17 protein-coding genes are annotated in these 18,497 nt (G+C 62.8%); 9 read left to right on the plus strand and 8 right to left on the minus strand.

All coding sequences use genetic code 11. From position 1 onward, the window contains the following. Window positions 1-125: 125 nt before the first annotated feature. Complete coding sequence (locus tag QMX97_RS23190; protein ID WP_106804935.1) at window positions 126-590, minus strand: CopD family protein; 465 nt, start codon at window positions 588-590, stop codon at window positions 126-128. Window positions 591-689: 99 nt separating this feature from the next. Here QMX97_RS23190 and dinG point away from each other — a divergent pair, with 99 nt between their 5' ends. The 6 genes from dinG (at window position 690) to QMX97_RS23220 (ending at window position 9,162) form a co-directional block, all read left to right on the plus strand. Next, on the plus strand, window positions 690-2,834 hold the full coding sequence (gene dinG, locus QMX97_RS23195; protein WP_065902986.1) for an ATP-dependent DNA helicase DinG: 2,145 nt from the start codon (window positions 690-692) through the stop codon (window positions 2,832-2,834). A gap of 98 nt (window positions 2,835-2,932) precedes the next feature. Continuing rightward, window positions 2,933-5,230, plus strand: a complete 2,298-nt coding sequence (locus QMX97_RS23200; RefSeq protein ID WP_106804934.1) for a beta-galactosidase — start codon at window positions 2,933-2,935, stop codon at window positions 5,228-5,230. Between the two features lie 82 nt (window positions 5,231-5,312). Continuing rightward, on the plus strand, window positions 5,313-6,458 hold the full coding sequence (locus QMX97_RS23205; RefSeq protein ID WP_106805713.1) for a serine hydrolase domain-containing protein: 1,146 nt from the start codon (window positions 5,313-5,315) through the stop codon (window positions 6,456-6,458). Window positions 6,459-6,602: 144 nt separating this feature from the next. After that, complete coding sequence (locus QMX97_RS23210; RefSeq protein WP_282397683.1) at window positions 6,603-7,757, plus strand: OmpA family protein; 1,155 nt, start codon at window positions 6,603-6,605, stop codon at window positions 7,755-7,757. 27 nt (window positions 7,758-7,784) lie between these two features. Continuing rightward, window positions 7,785-8,432 (plus strand): pyridoxamine 5'-phosphate oxidase, encoded by a 648-nt coding sequence (gene pdxH / locus QMX97_RS23215; RefSeq protein ID WP_282397684.1) that lies wholly within the window; start codon window positions 7,785-7,787, stop codon window positions 8,430-8,432. Window positions 8,433-8,697: 265 nt separating this feature from the next. Next, window positions 8,698-9,162, plus strand: a complete 465-nt coding sequence (locus tag QMX97_RS23220) for a glycine zipper 2TM domain-containing protein (protein ID WP_003189251.1) — start codon at window positions 8,698-8,700, stop codon at window positions 9,160-9,162. Window positions 9,163-9,239: 77 nt separating this feature from the next. On the opposite strand, the gene nhaA is transcribed toward QMX97_RS23220, so the two are convergent. After that, the gene (gene nhaA, locus QMX97_RS23225) at window positions 9,240-10,415 is read right to left on the minus strand and encodes a Na+/H+ antiporter NhaA (RefSeq protein WP_065902978.1); all 1,176 of its coding nucleotides are present in this window, start codon (window positions 10,413-10,415) and stop codon (window positions 9,240-9,242) included. Between the two features lie 216 nt (window positions 10,416-10,631). Here nhaA and QMX97_RS23230 point away from each other — a divergent pair, with 216 nt between their 5' ends. Further along, window positions 10,632-11,726 (plus strand): PLP-dependent cysteine synthase family protein, encoded by a 1,095-nt coding sequence (locus QMX97_RS23230; protein WP_282397685.1) that lies wholly within the window; start codon window positions 10,632-10,634, stop codon window positions 11,724-11,726. 74 nt (window positions 11,727-11,800) lie between these two features. On the opposite strand, the gene QMX97_RS23235 is transcribed toward QMX97_RS23230, so the two are convergent. Next, complete coding sequence (locus QMX97_RS23235) at window positions 11,801-13,414, minus strand: NAD(P)/FAD-dependent oxidoreductase (RefSeq protein WP_282397686.1); 1,614 nt, start codon at window positions 13,412-13,414, stop codon at window positions 11,801-11,803. A 106-nt stretch (window positions 13,415-13,520) separates the two neighbouring features. Further along, window positions 13,521-14,192, minus strand: a complete 672-nt coding sequence (locus QMX97_RS23240) for a hypothetical protein (RefSeq protein WP_065902972.1) — start codon at window positions 14,190-14,192, stop codon at window positions 13,521-13,523. A gap of 181 nt (window positions 14,193-14,373) precedes the next feature. Between QMX97_RS23240 and QMX97_RS23245 the strand changes: the two genes are divergently transcribed. Continuing rightward, entirely contained in the window at window positions 14,374-14,754 is a 381-nt protein-coding gene (locus tag QMX97_RS23245; protein WP_177343933.1) for a hypothetical protein, read from the plus strand. Here QMX97_RS23245 and QMX97_RS23250 read toward each other — a convergent pair. Next, window positions 14,739-15,338: a short chain dehydrogenase gene (locus QMX97_RS23250; RefSeq protein WP_282397687.1), complete on the minus strand. Its 600-nt coding sequence runs from the start codon at window positions 15,336-15,338 to the stop codon at window positions 14,739-14,741. The two genes, QMX97_RS23245 and QMX97_RS23250, sit on opposite strands and share 16 nt — an antisense overlap. Before the next feature lie 103 nt (window positions 15,339-15,441). Between QMX97_RS23250 and QMX97_RS23255 the strand changes: the two genes are divergently transcribed. Further along, a complete protein-coding gene (locus QMX97_RS23255) occupies window positions 15,442-16,350 on the plus strand; it encodes a LysR family transcriptional regulator (protein ID WP_282397688.1) in 909 nt (302 codons plus the stop codon). Here QMX97_RS23255 and QMX97_RS23260 read toward each other — a convergent pair. From QMX97_RS23260 to QMX97_RS23270, 3 genes are read right to left on the minus strand one after another with little or no spacing between them, the layout of a single operon-like run. Then, window positions 16,347-16,832 (minus strand): DoxX family protein, encoded by a 486-nt coding sequence (locus QMX97_RS23260; protein WP_106804928.1) that lies wholly within the window; start codon window positions 16,830-16,832, stop codon window positions 16,347-16,349. The genes QMX97_RS23255 and QMX97_RS23260 overlap by 4 nt on opposite strands. Next, complete coding sequence (locus tag QMX97_RS23265; RefSeq protein ID WP_282397689.1) at window positions 16,829-17,605, minus strand: DNA-binding domain-containing protein; 777 nt, start codon at window positions 17,603-17,605, stop codon at window positions 16,829-16,831. The genes QMX97_RS23260 and QMX97_RS23265 overlap by 4 nt, the downstream gene beginning before the upstream one ends. Beyond that, entirely contained in the window at window positions 17,602-18,480 is an 879-nt protein-coding gene (locus QMX97_RS23270) for a DUF692 domain-containing protein (RefSeq protein ID WP_065902957.1), read from the minus strand. Before QMX97_RS23270 ends, QMX97_RS23265 begins: the two co-directional genes overlap by 4 nt. Between the last annotated feature and the right edge of the window lie 17 nt (window positions 18,481-18,497).

Genomic DNA, 18,497 nt, shown 5'->3' on the forward strand with positions numbered 1-18,497 from the left:
GGGCTGCGCAGCGGCCCCAGACCCAAACACCTCGGTTTGCCTGAAACAACGCACCGACTCCTGGAGGGGCCGCTTCGCAGCCCAACGCGGGACAAGCCCGCTCGCCACAGGGGGCTTGGCCGGCCTCAGAACATCGGCCGGGCCGACGCGATTGCCACCACTACCAGCCCCACGATCAAGTTGATCCCGACCAATTTGCGGATCTGCCCCAGCGCGGCCGCGCCTGCCGGCCAGTCTTCAGCCGCCACTGCCTTGCGCAATTCCGGGAATTTCAACGCCTGGATACGGATAAACAGCGCCGTCATCACCAGGTACAACCCCATCATCACCTGCACGTAGCGCGGCGCGGTTTCAAAGCCACTGAAGCGCAGTTGCAACAGGCCGATGCCGCTGATCGGCAAAACCAGCACCGCCACCCACACCCACACGAAAAAACGTTGAAACACATTTGCCCATAACTTGAGCCGTGCGGGGCCCTCAAGTGCCGCCACGGCGGCGGGGCGCAGGATCATCCAGGCGAAAAACATACCGCCGACCCATACCAGGGCGGCCAATACATGCAGGGTGTAAGCGAGGCTAAACGCGGTCATTGTGGTACTCCGTTCTGCGCGGGATTAATTAGCGGGGTATGATAGCGGCCGATCCGAACCACTGAAAATTTATCCAGCGTTTTTTGCGCCCGACTATCCATGATCAGCACTGAACTCAAAACCACGATCCAGGGCGCCTATTCGCGTTTTCTCGAAGCCAAGAGCTTGAAACCGCGCTACGGCCAACGCCTGATGATCGCCGAAGTGGCCAAGGTCCTCGGGGATATCGACGTCGACGATGAAGGCCGCCGCGAAGGTGAGCCCGCCGTCGTGGCCGTCGAAGCCGGCACCGGTACCGGCAAGACCGTGGCCTACAGCCTGGCCGCGATCCCCACCGCCAAGGCCGCCGGCAAGCGCCTGGTGATCGCCACCGCGACTGTCGCCCTGCAGGAGCAGATCGTCTACAAAGACCTGCCCGACCTGATGCGCAACAGCGGCCTGAACTTTACGTTCGCCCTGGCCAAGGGCCGTGGGCGCTACATGTGCCTGTCCAAACTCGATGTGCTGCTGCAGGAAGGCCATGCGCAAACCGCCACGGCGCAGCTGTTCGAAGAAGAAGGCTTCAAGATCGAAGTCGATGAAGCCAGCCAGAAGCTGTTCACCAGCATGATCGAGAAACTGGCCGGGAATAAATGGGACGGCGACCGCGACAGCTGGCCCACCGCCCTGGAAGACTCCGACTGGGCGCGCCTGACCACCGACCACAGCCAGTGCACCAACCGCCATTGCCCCAACTTCGGCCAATGCGCCTTCTATAAGGCCCGCGAAGGCATGGGCAAGGTCGACGTGATCGTCACCAACCACGACATGGTCCTGGCCGACCTGGCCCTGGGCGGCGGCGCCGTGCTGCCGGACCCGCGCGATACGCTCTACGTATTCGACGAAGGCCATCACCTGCCGGATAAGGCCATCGGCCACTTCGCCCATTACACGCGCCTGCGCTCCACCGCCGACTGGTTGGAAACCACCGCCAAGAACCTGACCAAACTGCTCGCCCAGCACCCGCTGCCCGGCGACCTCGGCAAGTTGATCGAACAAGTGCCGGAGCTGGCGCGCGAGATCAAGACCCAGCAGCAATTCATGTTCAGCGCCTGCGAGCAGGTCGCTGACTTCAAGCCCGGTGAAGACGTGGAGGGGCGCGAGCGTCCACGCCACCGTTTTGTCGGCGGGCTGATCCCCGAGCACATGCGCGAAATGGGCATCGAGCTGAAAAAAGGCTTCTCGCGCCTGACCGACCTGTTTACCCGCCTGACCGACCTGCTCAAGGAAGGCATGGACGGCGAGGTCAACATCGGCATCGCCAGCAACCAGGCCGAGGAGTGGTACCCGCTGTTCGGCAGCCTGTTGTCGCGCTCCCAGGGCAACTGGGAGTTGTGGACTGCGTTTACCGTCGAAGACCCGGAAGACAACCCGCCGATGGCCCGCTGGCTGACCCTGTCGGAAAGCGGTGCGCTGTTCGACATCGAGGTCAACGCCAGCCCGATCCTCGCGGCCGAAATGCTGCGCCGCAACCTCTGGAACGTGGCCTACGGCTGCCTGGTGACGTCGGCGACGCTGACCGCCCTGGGCACTTTCGACCGCTTCCGCATGCGTGCCGGCCTGCCGAAAAAAGCCGTCACGGCCGTGGTGCCGAGCCCGTTCCATCACGCCGACGCCGGCGTGTTGCGCGTGCCCGACCTCAAGGCCGACCCTCGGGATGCGGCGGCGCACACTGCCGCGATCATCCGCGACCTGCCGGAACTGGTGGAAGGCTCGCGCGGCACGCTGGTGCTGTTTTCGTCACGCAAACAGATGCAGGACGTGTTCGACGGCCTCGACCGCGACTGGCGCAAGCAGGTGTTTATCCAGGGCAACCTGTCCAAGCAGGAAACCCTCAACAAGCACAAGGCGCGCGTCGATGGCGGCGATTCCAGCGTGCTGTTCGGCCTGGCAAGCTTCGCCGAAGGCGTGGACTTGCCCGGTGCCTACTGCGAACACGTGGTGATCGCCAAGATCCCGTTCTCGGTGCCGGATGATCCGGTCGAGGCGGCATTGGCCGAATGGATCGAGGCGCGCGGCGGTAACCCGTTCATGGAAATCTCGGTGCCGGATGCGTCCCTGAAACTGGTGCAGGCCTGCGGTCGCTTGCTGCGCACCGAAGAAGACCGGGGCACCATCACCTTGCTTGACCGCCGCCTGGTTACCCAGCGCTATGGCAAGGCTATCCTGAATGCCTTGCCGCCGTTCAGGCGCGAAATTTCTTAAGCCACTGTGGGCGAATTCGCCCACTTCGTGGTCTATCTGACTGCCAACGCTTTACGTCATCAGGCCATTCATCGGCCGTTTGGGAGAACCTTGTTCGTATGATTCGCACGCTGCCCGCCCTTTTTGCCCTGCTGTTCGCCGCGCCCTTGATGGCCGCGCCTGCCGGGCAACAGACATTGTTCAACTTCGTCCGGCCTGCCGATGTGGTCAAGGTGGCGACCCAGGACGCCAGCCTGCCGCAATACAATGCCGAACAAACCCCCGAAGGCGAGGTGCTGCGCCGCATCACCTTCAACCCGGCTGCCGAGCCGAGCCTGGTGCTCAGCCCGCAGACCGGTGTGTGGGACTGGTCACAGTCCGGCGCCATGAGCCTGCGCATCCAGAGCGCGATGGACTGGGCGCTGACGCTCTACGTCAAGGTGCAGAGCGCCGACGGCAAGACATTGGTCAGCCGCATCGACCTGCCGGCCGGCCCGGTGCAGACCCTGCTGGTGCCGCTGCAAGCCAATTCCCCGCTGAGCCAGGGCATGAAGGCCGGCCCGCCGATGCCGATCACCGTGGACGGCCAGCGCGTGCTGCTCGCCGCCAGCGCTGGGGCAATCGACCGTAGCCAGGTGGTCTCGGTGACCCTGTCGATGATCAAGCCTGTCGCCGCGCAGAGCATCCTGCTGGAGCGCTTCGGCGTGCAGGACAGCGAGCCGGTGTTGAAAGCAGCGTACAGCGAACTCGTCGATGCCTATGGCCAGTCCACCCGTGCGCGTTGGCCGGAAAAAGTCAGCAGCGACGAGCAACTCAAGGCGGCCGCCGCCAAGGAGCAGCAACAGCTCAAGGGCTGGCTGGCCGAGCGGGATAAATCCTCGCTGGACCAGTATGGCGGCTGGAACAAAGGCCCGGCGTTCGACGCCAGCGGCTTCTTCCGCACCGAGAAACGCGACGGTCGCTGGTACCTGGTGACGCCGGAAGGCCACCCGTTCTACTCCTTGGGCGTGAATACCGTGGCGGCGGACAACAACCAGACCTACGTGGCCGGGCGTGAATGGATGTTTGCCGCGCTGCCCAAGGCCGGCGAGCCCTTCGACAAGTACTACGGCCGTGGCGACAACCGTGGCGGCAACGGCGCCGATCAGGGCCGCGGCTTCAACGTCGGGCGCTGGTACGACTTCTATGGCGCGAACCTGCAGCGCACCTATGACACCGATGGTTTCGACCAGAAACGCTGGGTCAGCCACACCCTCGACCGCCTGCAAGCCTGGGGTTTCAATACCGTGGGCAACTGGAGCGAGCCGGACCTGGCCACTGCCGACCGCGTGCCGTATACCTTGCCACTGTCGATCGTCGGCGATTACGCCAGCATCAGCACCGGTACTGACTGGTGGGGCGGCATGCCTGACCCGTTCGACCCGCGTTTCGCCATGGCCACCGAGCGCGCCGTGGCCATCGCGGCCCGTGACCACCGCGATGACCCTTGGCTGATCGGCTTCTTTGCCGACAACGAACTGGCCTGGGCAGGCCCCGGTGATGACCCGAAATCGCGCTACGCCCTGGCCTACGGCACGCTGCGCATGACCACCGACGTACCGGCCAAGCGCGCGTTCCTCAAGCAACTGCGCGACAAGTACCGGAATGAAGAAGGCCTGTCGAAAGCCTGGGGCATCCACCTGGCGGGCTGGGAGCTGATGGAAGACCCGGGCTTCGAACCGCCGATGCCGAGCCCCGAGCACCCGGAAATCGAAGCTGACTTCAAGTACTTCCAGAAAACCTTCGCCGATGCCTACTTCAAGACCATCTCCGATTCGCTGAAGTGGCACGCGCCCAACCAGCTGTTGCTGGGCGGCCGTTTTGCGGTGAGCACGCCGGAGGCCGTGGCGTCCTGCGCGCAGTATTGCGACGTGCTGAGCTTCAACATGTATACCCTCAAGCCCCAGGACGGTTATGACTTTGCCGCCCTGCGTGCCCTGGACAAGCCGGTGCTGATCACCGAATTCAACTTCGGCTCGGCCGACCGCGGCCCGTTCTGGGGTGGCGTGACGCAATTGGCCCGCGAAGAAGATCGCGGCGCGGCGTATAGCACCTTCCTCAAGCAGGCCATGGCTGAGCCATCGATTGTCGGTGTGCACTGGTTCCAGTACCTGGACCAACCGGTGACCGGTCGCTTGCTGGACGGTGAAAACGGTCACTTCGGCCTGGTCGGCATCACCGATGTACCGTTCCAGGGCTTCGTCGACAGTGTGCGCAAAAGCAACCTCGCGGCGATCGACCAACTGGGCAAGGAAGCGGAAAAAGCCAAGGCCGCCAACGCCGTGCGTGAGAGCGAAGGCGGGCGCGGTGGGCATGAAGGCAAAGGCGCGGGGCAGGGCGCCGGGCATGCGGGCGGGCACTCTGGAAATGGGCATTGATTGAGGGCTGACGGGTTCACAAAAGCCACAAGGGCTGGAACAATGTCGGCCACTTTTAACGGTGTTTTTCGAGGGCGCTCAGGTGCAGATTCAGGGTCATTACGAACTCCAGTTTGAAGCGGTACGTGAAGCGTTCGCCGCCTTGTTCGATGACCCGCAGGAGCGTGGTGCCGGGCTGTGCATCCAGATCGGCGGCGAAACCGTCGTCGACCTGTGGGCCGGTACCGCCGACAAGGATGGAGCCGAGGCCTGGCACAGCGACACTATCGTCAACCTGTTCTCCTGCACCAAGACCTTCACCGCCGTCACGGCCCTGCAATTGGTCGCCGAAGGCAAACTGCAACTGGATGCGCCCGTCGCCAACTACTGGCCGGAATTTGCCGCTGCTGGCAAGGAAGCCATCACCCTGCGCCAACTGCTCTGCCACCAGGCGGGCCTGCCGGCGATCCGCGAGATGCTGCCCACCGAAGCCCTGTACGACTGGCAACTAATGGTCGACACCCTGGCGGCCGAAGCGCCGTGGTGGACCCCAGGCCAAGGCCACGGCTACGAGGCGATCACCTATGGTTGGCTGGTGGGTGAACTGCTGCGCCGCGCCGACGGGCGTGGGCCAGGTGAGTCCATCGTGGCCCGGGTGGCGCGGCCGCTGGGACTGGACTTTCATGTCGGCCTGGCCGATGAAGAGTTTTATCGCGTCGCCCATATAGCGCGCAGCAAAGGCAATATGGGTGATGAAGCCGCACAACGCTTATTGCAAGTAATGATGCGGGAACCGACCGCCATGACTACGCGGGCATTTGCCAACCCACCGTCTATTCTGACCAGTACTAATAAACCGGAATGGCGACGCATGCAGCAGCCGGCGGCAAATGGCCACGGTAATGCGCGCAGCCTGGCGGGTTTCTATAGCGGTTTGTTGGACGGTAGTTTGCTCGAAGCCGACATGCTCGAACAATTGACCCGCGAACACAGTATCGGGCCGGATAAAACATTATTGACACAAACCCGTTTTGGCCTGGGTTGTATGTTGGATCAACCGCAGCTGCCCAATGCCACCTTCGGCCTTGGCCCGCGTGCTTTCGGGCACCCTGGCGCCGGTGGTTCGGTGGGTTTTGCCGATCCGGAACATGATGTAGCGTTCGGTTTCGTGACTAATACACTGGGGCCTTACGTACTAATGGACCCACGGGCACAGAAGTTGGTCGGAATATTGGCCGGTTGTCTGTAAACCCCTTGCTGTTTCACGTTTTTTTGTTACAAAGGCAACTATAAGAAAGACGCTGAACGAAATGTTGTAACTTTAATGTTCTGTAAGCGTCTGTTTAACGGGTCATCCAGACCCCCGTTTCTTTTCTCATTTTGTGGATATCTCATGTTATCGAACAAGTCCTTGGCACTGGCGCTTTGCCTCACCATTACCGGTTGCGCACAAACTCCACAAAATGATGCCGAAGGCGGGCATTGGTGGTCATTTGGATCGGATAAAGCCGCTACCAAGGATGCAGTCGCCCAAACCGACGCCAAGCCGGATGCCAAGCCTGCTGCCGGCGCCAAGCCTGCCGCACCGGTAGCCGCCGCTGCTGCCCCGGCGCCAGCCGCTGCACCTGCGCCGGTTGCCAAGGCTGACACCGGTTCCAGCTGGTGGCCGTTCTCTTCCAAGAGCGCCGATGAGAAAGCCGCTGATGCCAAGGCTGACCTGAAAGCCGATCTTAAGGCTGCAGAACCTGCACCGACCGTTGCCAAGACCGACACCGAGACCCACTGGTGGTGGCCGTTCGAAAGCAAACCCAAGCCATTGGCCAAGGTCGACGTGACCAACGTGCCGATGCCTGACCCGAAAATCACCCAGGCCTGGCTGGACGACTATGAGCCACGCCTGCGCGCCGCCATCAAGGACAGCAACCTGCAACTGGAGCGTCGTGACAATGTACTGGTGGTGATCGCCCCGGTAGACGGCTCCTACAACCCTAAGCGCCCGGCCATGTTGCTGCCGGTCACCCTGGGCCCGTTCACGCGCGTCGCCAAGGCAGTTGAAGCGGATCCGAAAACCGCCGTACTGGTACTCGGCCATGTGGATGCCACCGGCACTGCTCCGGCCAGCCAGGCGTTGACCAAGGAACGTGCGCAATCGATCGCCTCGATCTTCAGCCTCAGTGGCCTCAAGCAGGACCGCCTGATGCTGCGTGGCATGGGCGACCTTATGCCGCGTGCCGCCAACGACAGCACCCAGGGGCGTGCGCTGAACCGTCGCATGGAAATCATGTTCACTCAGCGTACAACGATGTTGGCCTTGCTGAGCAAATACCAGTCGGGCAAAACGCCGCCTGTGGCTGAGATGGTCGCCGTGCAGGATGTTCCAGCACCGGCTCCGGCCGTCAAGGCTGCGGCGAAAAAAGCGCCTGTCGCCAAGAAAGCCGCTGCCAAGCCCGCCGCCAAAAAGGCCCCGGCCAAGCCCGCTGCCAAGAAGCCGGCGCCAGCCAAGGCCAAGGCCGCTACTCCGGCCGCGAACGACCAGGCGAAAAACTGATCCGTTGAACCAGAAGGATAAAGCTGCATGACCCAGGCACTGGCCGATATGCGCCGTGACTACACACGGGACGGTTTGAGCGAGGCCCAGGCCCCGAGCGAACCGTTTGCGTTGTTCCACCAGTGGTTTGGCGATGCGGTGAAAACCGAGCAACCGCCGGTGGAGGCCAATGCCATGACGTTGGCCACGGTTGACCAGGACGGTCGCCCACATTGCCGCATCCTGTTGCTCAAGGGCCTGGATGCGCAGGGCTTTACCTTCTTCACTAACTATCAGAGCGCCAAGGGCGAACAGCTCGCGGCGCGGCCCTTCGCGGCCATGACCTTTTTCTGGCCGACCCTCGAGCGCCAGGTGCGCATCGAAGGGCGGGTGGTCAAGGTCACGCCTGAGGAATCGGACGCTTACTACCAGGTGCGCCCATTGGGCAGCCGCCTGGGAGCCTGGGCGTCTCCGCAGAGCCGGGTCATCCGTGATCGCGAAGAACTGCAGGACCTGCTCAAGGCCACCGAGCAGCGCTTCAGTGACAGCCAGCCCGACTGTCCCGAGCATTGGGGCGGTTACCGCCTGCTGCCCGAGCGCATCGAGTTCTGGCAAGGCCGCGCGAGCCGCCTGCATGATCGCCTGAACTACCGCCTGCAAGGGGCCAACTGGGTCCGCGAGCGCCTCGCGCCCTGAACCTCACCTTTCGTCACTTCGCCTGAATGTTGTCCGCCGCGCTCACGTCTCTATATCAGGAGGTTTGGGTTGCGTGCGGCTGCGCGGCTACAATGATGGAACAGTCGATACATCTCTTGGCACAAAGGCCAAGCTACCGTTCGTCGAGTTTTCTGTTACTGGCTGTCTGTACTCAGGCTGAATGAAAGCAATTTTCTGCGGGGCTTGCCGTGACAGGCGCCAAGCCGCAGCGTCTAATGAATACCTGTCCTTTGGAGTTGATGCTATGCGTAAGTCCGTTTTACTGGTTGCCTGCTTTACCACCCTGTCGTTGCTGTTGGGTGGCTGCGCCTCGAGTCTGACCGGCGACTCGTACTCCCGTGACGAAGCACGTCGTGTGCAGACCGTGCGCATGGGCACCATCGAATCCCTGCGTCCGGTGAAAATCGAAGGTACCAAGACCCCAATCGGCGGCGCTGCTGGCGCAGTCATCGGCGGCGTTGGCGGCAGCGCCATCGGTGGCGGCCGTGGCAGCATCGTGACTGCCGTGATCGGCGCCGTTGCCGGTGGCCTGCTGGGCTCGGCTACCGAAGAAGGCCTGACCCGCACCCAAGGTGTGGAAATCACCGTTCGTGAAGACGATGGCAGCATGCGCGCCTACGTGCAGGCCGTGCAGGAGAATGAAATCTTCCGCATCGGCGACCGCGTGCGCATCATGACCGTTGATGGCACCAGCCGCGTTACCCGCTAAGCGGTAATCGGCAGGCAAAGGAAAACCCCAACCGGGTAACCGGTTGGGGTTTTTTCATGGGTGAGGGTTCAGTCAGCTCAGGCTTTCTTGCGGCTCGCCATCGCCGTTACCGCGTAGCCGATGCATGCCGCCAGGATCGACCCGGTCAGAATCCCCATGCGGTCCTCGCCGGCGAACTCGCTGGCCCCCGGTACAAACGCCAGGGAACCGACGAACAGGCTCATGGTGAAGCCGATGCCGCACAGGATTGCCACGCCGAACACCTGGCCCCAATTTGCGCCGCTGGGCAGGGCGGCGAGGCCGGTCTTGATGGCCAGCCAGGTGAGGCCGAACACCCCGACGGTTTTACCGATCAACAGGCCGGCGGCGATGCCCATCGGCACGTGGTGGGTGAAGCTTTCGAGGCTGACGCCGGTCAGCGAAACACCCGCATTGGCGAAGGCGAACAGCGGCAGGATGCCGTAGGCCACCCACGGGTGCAGGGCGTGCTCCAGGGTCATCAGTGGCGAGGCTTCGGCGTTCTTGGTGCGCATCGGGATGCAGAACGCCAGGGTCACGCCGGCCAGGGTCGCGTGTACACCGCTCTTGAGTACGCAGACCCACAGGATCAGGCCAATGATCAGGTACGGCCCGAGCTTGATCACGCCCAGGCGGTTCATCGCGATCAAGGCGATCAGGCAGGCGCCCGCACCTGCCAGGGCGGCACCCGATAGGTCGGCAGAGTAGAACACGGCAATGACAATGATCGCGCCCAGGTCATCAATGATCGCCAGGGTCATCAGGAACAGCTTCAACGACACTGGCACGCGTTTGCCCAGCAGCGCCAGCACGCCCAGGGCAAAGGCGATGTCGGTGGCCATCGGAATCGCCCAGCCGGAGAGTGCGGCGGGGTAGTCCTTGTTGATCGCCCAGTAGATCAGCGCTGGCACGACCATGCCGCCGATGGCGGCTGCACCGGGCAGTACCACTTGCGATGGCTTGGACAGGTGACCATCAAGCAGCTCGCGCTTGACCTCCAGGCCGATCAGCAGGAAGAACAAGGCCATCAGGCCATCGTTGATCCACAACAGGGCTGGCTTGGCGATTTTCAGCGCGCCGATCTGCGCCACCACCGGCACGTCGAGAAACGCCGCGTACAGGTGTGACAAGGGCGAATTGTTGATAATCAGGGCCAGGGCCGCAGCGGCGATCAATAACAGACCGCTGGCGGCTTCCAGCTGGAAGAAACGCGTGAAAGTGCTACGCAGAGGCAAGGGATGCTCTCCAATGAGGTTCAATTAGGTGGGTACCCTAACCCGTACCGTTAGTTGTTAAAACAAAAGTTATATTCTTATTTGTTATAAGGGACAGGCTCGGGCGGCATTGCGCCTGAGCCTAGCAATTGTGTGTCCAATTGAGTCTTCACTGTATCTGTGTGCAGTGTAGGAAAACCCTTAAAGTTAGGGCTGAAACCCTTAGAGAACCCCGCCATGAGCGACCACCGTCCTTGGGCCCGCGAAGCCATTCGTATCATTGAAGCAGACTTCCAGCGCAGCGCCGACACGCACCTGATTCCCTTGCCGCTGCCAGGCTTGCCGGGTATCGAGTTGTACTTCAAGGATGAGTCCAGCCACCCCACCGGCAGCCTGAAACATCGCCTCGCGCGTTCGCTGTTCCTGTACGCACTGTGCAATGGCTGGCTCAAGCCCGGCGCGCCGGTGATCGAGGCGTCCAGCGGTTCGACGGCGATCTCCGAGGCCTACTTCGCACGCCTGCTCGGCTTGCCGTTCATTGCGGTGATGCCGGCCACCACCTCCCAGGAAAAGATCGCGCAGATTGCCTTTTATGGCGGCAAGAGCCATCTGGTCCAGGATCCGACGCAGATCTACGCCGAATCCGAGCGCCTGGCGCAGGAAAGCGGCGGGCACTTCATGGACCAGTTCACTTACGCCGAACGCGCCACCGATTGGCGCGCGAACAACAACATCGCCGAGTCGATTTTCCAGCAGATGCGCTTCGAGCAGCATCCTGAGCCAAGCTGGTTGATCTCCAGCCCTGGCACTGGCGGCACCACCGCCACCCTCGGACGGTATGTGCGCTACCGCCAGCACTGCACCCGCGTGTTGTGTGCGGATGCCGAGCGCTCGGTGTTTTTCGATTTCTACCAGAGCGGCGACGCCAGCCTGCGCCTGGACTGCGGTTCGCGCATCGAAGGCATTGGCCGGCCACGCGTCGAGGCATCGTTTTTGCCCAAGGTCATTGATGCGATGGTCAAGGTCCCGGATGCGCTGTCACTGGCGGCCATGCATTACCTTGCCGAGCGGTTGGGGCGGCGGGTCGGGGGTTCCAGCGGGACCAACCTGATTGGCGCGCTGGTGGCGGCGCAGCAGATGAAGGCTGCGGGGGAGTCGGGGTCGATCGTGGCGATTTTGTGCGATGGCGGCGAGCGGTATGCAACCACCTATTACGATCAGGCGTGGCTGGCGGGGCAGGGCTATGCCCTGGACGGTTTGATCGCGGCCGTGGCGGCCAGCGTGGAGCGCGGCGAGGCGTTGCCGGACAGCATCCAGCGCGCCAACATTTGACCTTGCAGGAGCCAGGCTTGCCGATTCGAGGCGCTGCGCCGAATCGACAAGCCGGGCTCCTACAGGGGAATGTGTCAGGCTTCGAGGCCCAACATATCCCGCGCCAAGGCCTCGGCAATCCGAATCCCGTCAACACCGGCCGACAGAATCCCGCCGGCATAGCCCGCGCCTTCACCCGCCGGGAACAAGCCTTTCACGTTGAGGCTCTGCATCGATTCATCACGGGTAATCCGCAGCGGCGACGAGGTGCGAGTCTCGATACCCGTCAACACCGCATCGTGCAGCGAGTAACCCTTGATCTGCTTCTCGAACGCCGGCAACGCTTCGCGGATCGCCTCGATGGCAAAGTCCGGCAAGGCCAGGGCCAGGTCACCGAGGGCCACGCCCGGTTTGTAGGACGGTTCCACACTGCCAAGGGCGGTCGACGGCTTGCCGGCAATGAAATCACCTACCAGCTGCGCCGGTGCTTCGTAGTTGCTGCCGCCGAGGATGTAGGCGTGAGATTCCAGGCGTTCCTGCAGCTCGATACCGGCCAACGGGCCACCGGGATAGTCCACCTCAGGGGTGATGCCGACCACGATGCCGGAGTTGGCGTTGCGCTCGTTACGCGAGTACTGGCTCATGCCGTTGGTGACCACGCGGTTCGGCTCGGAGGTTGCTGCCACCACGGTGCCGCCCGGGCACATGCAGAAGCTGTAGACCGAACGACCGTTCTTGGCGTGGTGCACCAGTTTGTAGTCGGCGGCGCCGAGTTTCGGGTGCCCGGCGTATTTGCCCAGGCGCGCGGCATCGATCAGCGACTGCGGGTGTTCGATACGGAAACCCACCGAGAACGGCTTGGCTTCCATGTACACGCCACGGCCATGCAGCATGCGGAAGGTGTCGCGGGCGCTATGGCCCAAGGCCAGGATCACGTGCCTGGAAAGGATCTGCTCGCCACCGTCGATGACCACGCCGTTCAGCTGGCCGTCCTCGATCAGCACGTCGGTGACGCGCTGCTCGAAGCGCACTTCACCGCCGAGGGCGATGATCTGCTCGCGCATGTTTTCCACCACGCCGGTCAGGCGGAATGTACCGATGTGCGGCTTGCTGACGTAGAGGATTTCTTCCGGCGCGCCGGCCTTGACGAACTCGTGCAGGACTTTGCGGCCGTGGAATTTCGGGTCCTTGATCTGGCTGTAGAGCTTGCCGTCGGAAAAGGTCCCGGCGCCGCCCTCGCCGAATTGCACGTTGGACTCGGGGTTGAGCACGCTTTTACGCCACAGGCCCCAGGTGTCCTTGGTGCGCTGGCGCACTTCCTTGCCGCGTTCGAGGATGATCGGCTTGAAGCCCATCTGCGCGAGCAACAGCCCGGCGAAGATCCCGCACGGGCCGAAACCGACCACGATTGGGCGCTCGACCAAGCCTTCCGGCGCCTGGCCGACGACTTTATAGCTCACGTTCGGCGCGGGGTTGACGTTGCGGTCGTCGGCGAACTTGAGCAGCAGCGCGGCTTCGCCTTTCACGTTCAGGTCGATGGTGTAGATGAAGCACAGCTCCGACGACTTCTTGCGGGCGTCGTAGCTGCGCTTGAACAGGGTGAAATCGAGCAGGTCATCACTGGCGATGCCCAGGCGCTGCACGATGGCAGGCCGCAGGTCTTCTTCGGGATGGTCGATGGGCAGCTTGAGTTCGGTGATTCGTAACATGACGGGATCCGGTAGGCGGCGGGCAGAGAGGCCGGCTGTTTTGCAAACCGGCGATTATAAGCCCCAATGGCGGTTTTCCGACATGTTAAAACAGCGCAGGGCCGAATCAGTCGTCCCGCGAGCCGCCGAACGACGCGCAACCACGCTGTACCTGGCCGTTGACGCGTAACTCGGCAGTCATGTGTTGCAAGCTGCCGCTGACGCTGTCGATGCAACGCTGCGGGGCCACCCACAGTTCGATGTGCTGGTTATTGGCTTCGGTCATCAGGTTGAAACGGCCGTCGCCCATCTGCTCTTCGACGTATGGCACCGCCAGTGGTGGCTGGCCTTCGCGTTCCAGCACCATGCCCTTGGCCGTGACATTCATCGCCCAGGCCGGTTTGTGGCCGTTGGCCCGCAGGATCATGCGCTTGAAGTCCGGATCGTCGCAGGCCGAGGTCGAGCGTTCCACACGGTAGAGCTGTTGCAGGTCTACCGAACCCTGGGTGCCGCTGGCGACCCCGGAAAACTTGCCGCGCAGGTCGGCAAACAACGCGCCCTGCTGGCCGGCCAGGGAGGCGGCCTCCTGCAGGATGCTGGTGCCGCCGGTGTCGTTGACCACGTAGTTGCGTTTATCGTTGCACGGCTGGAACAGCAGCTTGCCACCCACTGCGGTGAGTTCACCCTGCATGCGGGTCATCCCGGCGAGAGACGGCTTGGCCGGCTCGCTTTCGAACATCTGGCAGGCGGCGAACAGGGGGAGCAAGGCAAACAGGGCGAGGGTACGGGCGGCGCGCATATCGGGTCTCCAGACAAGTGCCGCCACGTTACGCAGGCTGGCGCTGCATCACAAGTACGGGACACAGTTTGAATACCTGTTCTCCACGCGTTGGGAAATCAGGCGGTGCAAAGGGGGATGTTTCCTATAGTTAGGGCAGATACGTCGTGAGAAAGTCGAGATCTTTGGGTCGGAGATTGCCATGAACATCAAATGGAGCCTGTGCGTTCTCCTGCTCTGGGCGAGTGCGGCCTGTGCAGACGAGCCCGCCCGGCTCGTCTACTGGTCGGCCACCGACTTCACGAAGATCTCGGTGACGCTGAAAAGACCTGAAGACCCCGACCCGTCTCGCGTTGAAGTCAGTGTCACGTTGAGTCCAGAGGCCAGGGCGAGGACCCAGTCCATTACGCTGCTGACGTATCAGCGGTACCTGACACTCTATGTGGACGGCTACCGGCTGAATACGTCCAGGGTTCAAGGCCAGCTGGGCGGGGAGTTCGTGATGTTTGCCCCGCGCGCGCTGGTGAATGAATGGATGTCTCAATTCTCACGTGAGGCCGTCGCGTCTCAACCGACGATGTAGGTCTGACCGGTCTGCAAGCCTTCCACGCTTTTGGCGTAGGCCAACGCCACGTCGGCGCCGGTCGCTGGCTTGTAGCCACGGAAGTACGGTGCGTAGCTGTCCATGGCTTCCAGCAGCACAGTCGGGCTGACGGAGTTGATGCGCAGGCCACGTGGCAATTCGATTGCGGCGGCTTTGACGAACGCATCCAGCGCGCCATTGACCAGTGCCGCCGAGGCACCGGTACGGATCGGGTCGCGGTTCAGAATGCCGCTGGTGAAGGTGAACGAGGCGCCATCATTGGCGTACTCGCGCCCGATCAGCAGCAGGTTGACCTGGCCCATCAGCTTGTTCCGCAGGCCGAGTTCGAAGTCGCTGTCGTGCATGTCACCCAGCGGCACGAAGTTCACGCTGCCTGCCGCGCAGACCAGTGCATCGAACTTGCCGGTTTGCTCGAACAGCCGGCGGATCGAGGCGCTGTCGCTGATGTCCACCTGGAAGTCGCCGCTGCTGCGACCGATGCTGATCACGTCGTGACGCTGGGCCAGTTCTGCCTTGACCGCAGAGCCGACGGTGCCGCTGGCGCCAATCAAAAGGATTTTCATGGTGCTGTTCCTCCAGGGGTAAGTGAAGGTTCAGTCTAGTGTGGCTTTTCTGCTGGATAAACGCGCTAATAGGCAACCTTTGGTTTTCAAATGGAAACAATCCATGAGCGAAATGGATGACCTGGCGGCCTTCGCCGTACTGATCGAGGCGGGCAGTTTTACCGTGGCGGCCGAGCAGTTGGGCTGCAGCAAGGGGCAATTGTCCAAGCGCATCAGCCAGTTGGAGGCGCAGTACGCCGTGGTGCTGCTGCACCGCACCACGCGCAAGCTCAGCCTGACCGCTGCCGGTGCGGCCTTGTTACCCCAGGCCCAGGCGCTGGTGGTGCAAGTGGATCGCGCCCGCCAGGCGTTGGCGCGGCTCAAGGACGACCTGGCCGGACCGGTGCGCATGACGGTGCCGGTGTCGTTGGGCGAAACCTTCTTCGATGGCTTGTTGCTGGAGTTTTCCAAGCAATATCCGCAGGTGCAGATCGAACTGGAGCTCAATAACAGCTACCGGGACCTGGCGCGGGACGGCTTTGACCTGGGGGTGCGGTCTGGGGCGATTGAACACGAGCGCCTGGTGGCCAAGCCGTTGCTGGCCTGGCACGAGATGACGTGTGCCAGCCCGGCTTACCTCGAGCAATATGGCGAACCCCAGACCCCGGTAGACCTGGCCGCACACCGCTGCCTGCTCAACAGCCACTACAGCGGGCGGGAGGAATGGTCGTACCACCAGCAACACGAATTGCTGCGGGTGCGGGTCAGTGGCACCTTCGCCTCCAACCACTACAACCTGCTGAAGAAGGCCGCCCTGGTGGGGGCCGGCATCGCTCGCCTGCCGTCCTACGTCTTGCCGGCGGAACTGGCTGACGGCCGATTACGCTGGCTGCTGCGCGATTATCAGACGCGGAGCCTGCCGATGTACCTGGTCCATCCTTACCAGGGCGGGCTGCCGCGCCGCACCCAGGTACTGGCCGACTACCTGGTGGACTGGTTCAAGCGCAGCGGTGAGGCCCTGGACCGGCTTTAACGGTAGCGGCGCGCGATCAGGTGATCGATGGACAGGCAACCCGGTCCCTTGGCGACCAACAGCAGCAATAAGGCGATCCAGGTGCCGTGGGTCGGGTAGGCATCGGGGTATACAAACAGCTGAATCACCAGGGTCATGCCGATCAGGGCCAGGGCCGAGAAGCGCGTGGCGAACCCGACCAGGATCAACACCGGGAAAAAATGCTCGGCAAACGCTGCCAGGTGCGCCGCCACTTCCGGTGACAGCAGCGGCACGTGGTATTCGCTGCGAAACAGCGGCAAGGTCGAGGCCGCCAGTTTCGGTGCGCCCAGCTGGAAGGTGCCGCTGACCAGGTCAATCGCAAAGCCTTCGACCTTGGTCTGCCCGGACTTCCAGAACACCGCGGCAATCGAGAAGCGTGCGAGAAAGGCGATCAGGCTGTAGGGGATTTTTTCGAAAAGCACGATGGCCCGCTTTACCAGGCACGATGGGGATGTGTTCATGGCGATACCTTCGGTTCCAGGTGCAAATGAGTGATGACGTCGTGGCTGATCAGCAGGGTCAGGCAGTGGTGCAGGTCGAATTCGGCCGAGGCTTCGAGGGCGTGGGTCACGGCTATTTCCAGCGCTGCGCCGTGCTTGAGGCTGTCGATAAAGGCGACTGAGCCGCTGTCGATGGCGAACACCTTGACCGCCAGGCCCTGGCGCAACACCAGCGCGCCTTGGGCGTGCCAGGGGTTCAGGGTGGCCATGGCGTCCTCGGTCTGGTGCGCGGCCCACACTGCCACCACCGCATAGGCGGAATTCAGGGTGGCGAGGGACGGGTGCAATTGCAGGCGCAGTTGCCCCAGATCTGTCTGGCCTTGCAGCGCATGGAGAATGGCCGGCTGCTCCAGCGCAGGCGTATCCGCAGCGTGGTAGGCGCACACGCGCAGACGCTCAAGGCGTGCCACGTCAGCGAGGTACGGCACGCTGGCGGCGGGTTCGAACGCCTGGATGAACTCGGCCAGCGTGCTGCCGTATTCACTGATCAGCGGGCTGGCAGGGGGCGACGCTTGCACGTAGAGCCCGGCCATGGCGCGAAAGAACTCATCTCCCACCAGTTGCAAGGTCACCGGGTAGGCTGTCGCCAAGGCGTTGATCAACGCGCTGTGTACATTGTTGCGATACACCGCAAAGCGGCTGGCCGGGTCGGCGCCATTGCTGCTGAAGAGTCCGTCGGGGCAAGCCTGGTCGGGCGCCAGCAGGGCCCTGGCAAATGCGTCGTGAAGGCTCATGGGCGTACCTGCGACAAGTGCCGTTCGGCGTGCTCGGCTTCGGCCAAGAGCACGCTGAAGGCCGGTACCTGGTTGTCTCGCTCGATCAGCGTCGCCACCGGGCCGATGCGTGCCAGTACCTGTTCGTACAACTGCCACACGGCGTTGTCGATGGGCGCGCCGTGGTCATCAATCAGCAGGCGGTCGCCCAGGCTGTCAGTGTCTTCGGCAAAGCCGGCCAGATGAATCTCACCCACCGCGTGCAGCGGCAGGGCGTCGAGATAGGCCTGCGGGTCACGTTGATGGTTGATGCACGACACGTAGACGTTGTTCACGTCGAGCAGCAGGCCACAGCCGGTGCGCCGGATGACCTCGCTGATGAAGTCGGTCTCGTCCAGGGTGGAGCGCTCGAACTGCAGGTATGTCGACGGGTTCTCCAGCAGCATCGGCCGCTTGAGCGTGTCCTGGACCTGGTCGACGTGTGCGCACACCCGGTTCAGGGTGGCGGCATCGTAGGCCAGCGGCAGCAGGTCGTTGAGAAACACCGGGCCGTGGCTCGACCAGGCCAGGTGTTCGGAAAATGAGTGGGGTTGATAGCGCTCGATCAGGGCCGCCAAGCGTGCCAGGTGGTCCCGGTTGAGCGGGCTTTCACCGCCGATGGACAGGCCCACGCCGTGCAGCGACAGCGGGTACTGCGCGCGGATCAACCCCAGGTAGTGATGAAACGGGCCGCCGGCCACCATGTAGTTTTCGGCGTGTACTTCAAAAAAACCGAGGTCGGGCGAAGTCTCGAGCACGTGCGCGAAGTGCTCGGTCTTCAGCCCCAGCCCGGCCCGACAGGGGAGGCCGGGCGCCTGAGCCGGCGAGGGCGTTTGCAGGGATGAAAGCGTCATCATCAGTACTCAGGCTGACC

The organism is Pseudomonas sp. PS01298, from assembly GCF_029959745.1.
In the GTDB taxonomy this organism is placed as follows: Bacteria; Pseudomonadota; Gammaproteobacteria; order Pseudomonadales; family Pseudomonadaceae; genus Aquipseudomonas; species Aquipseudomonas aylmerensis.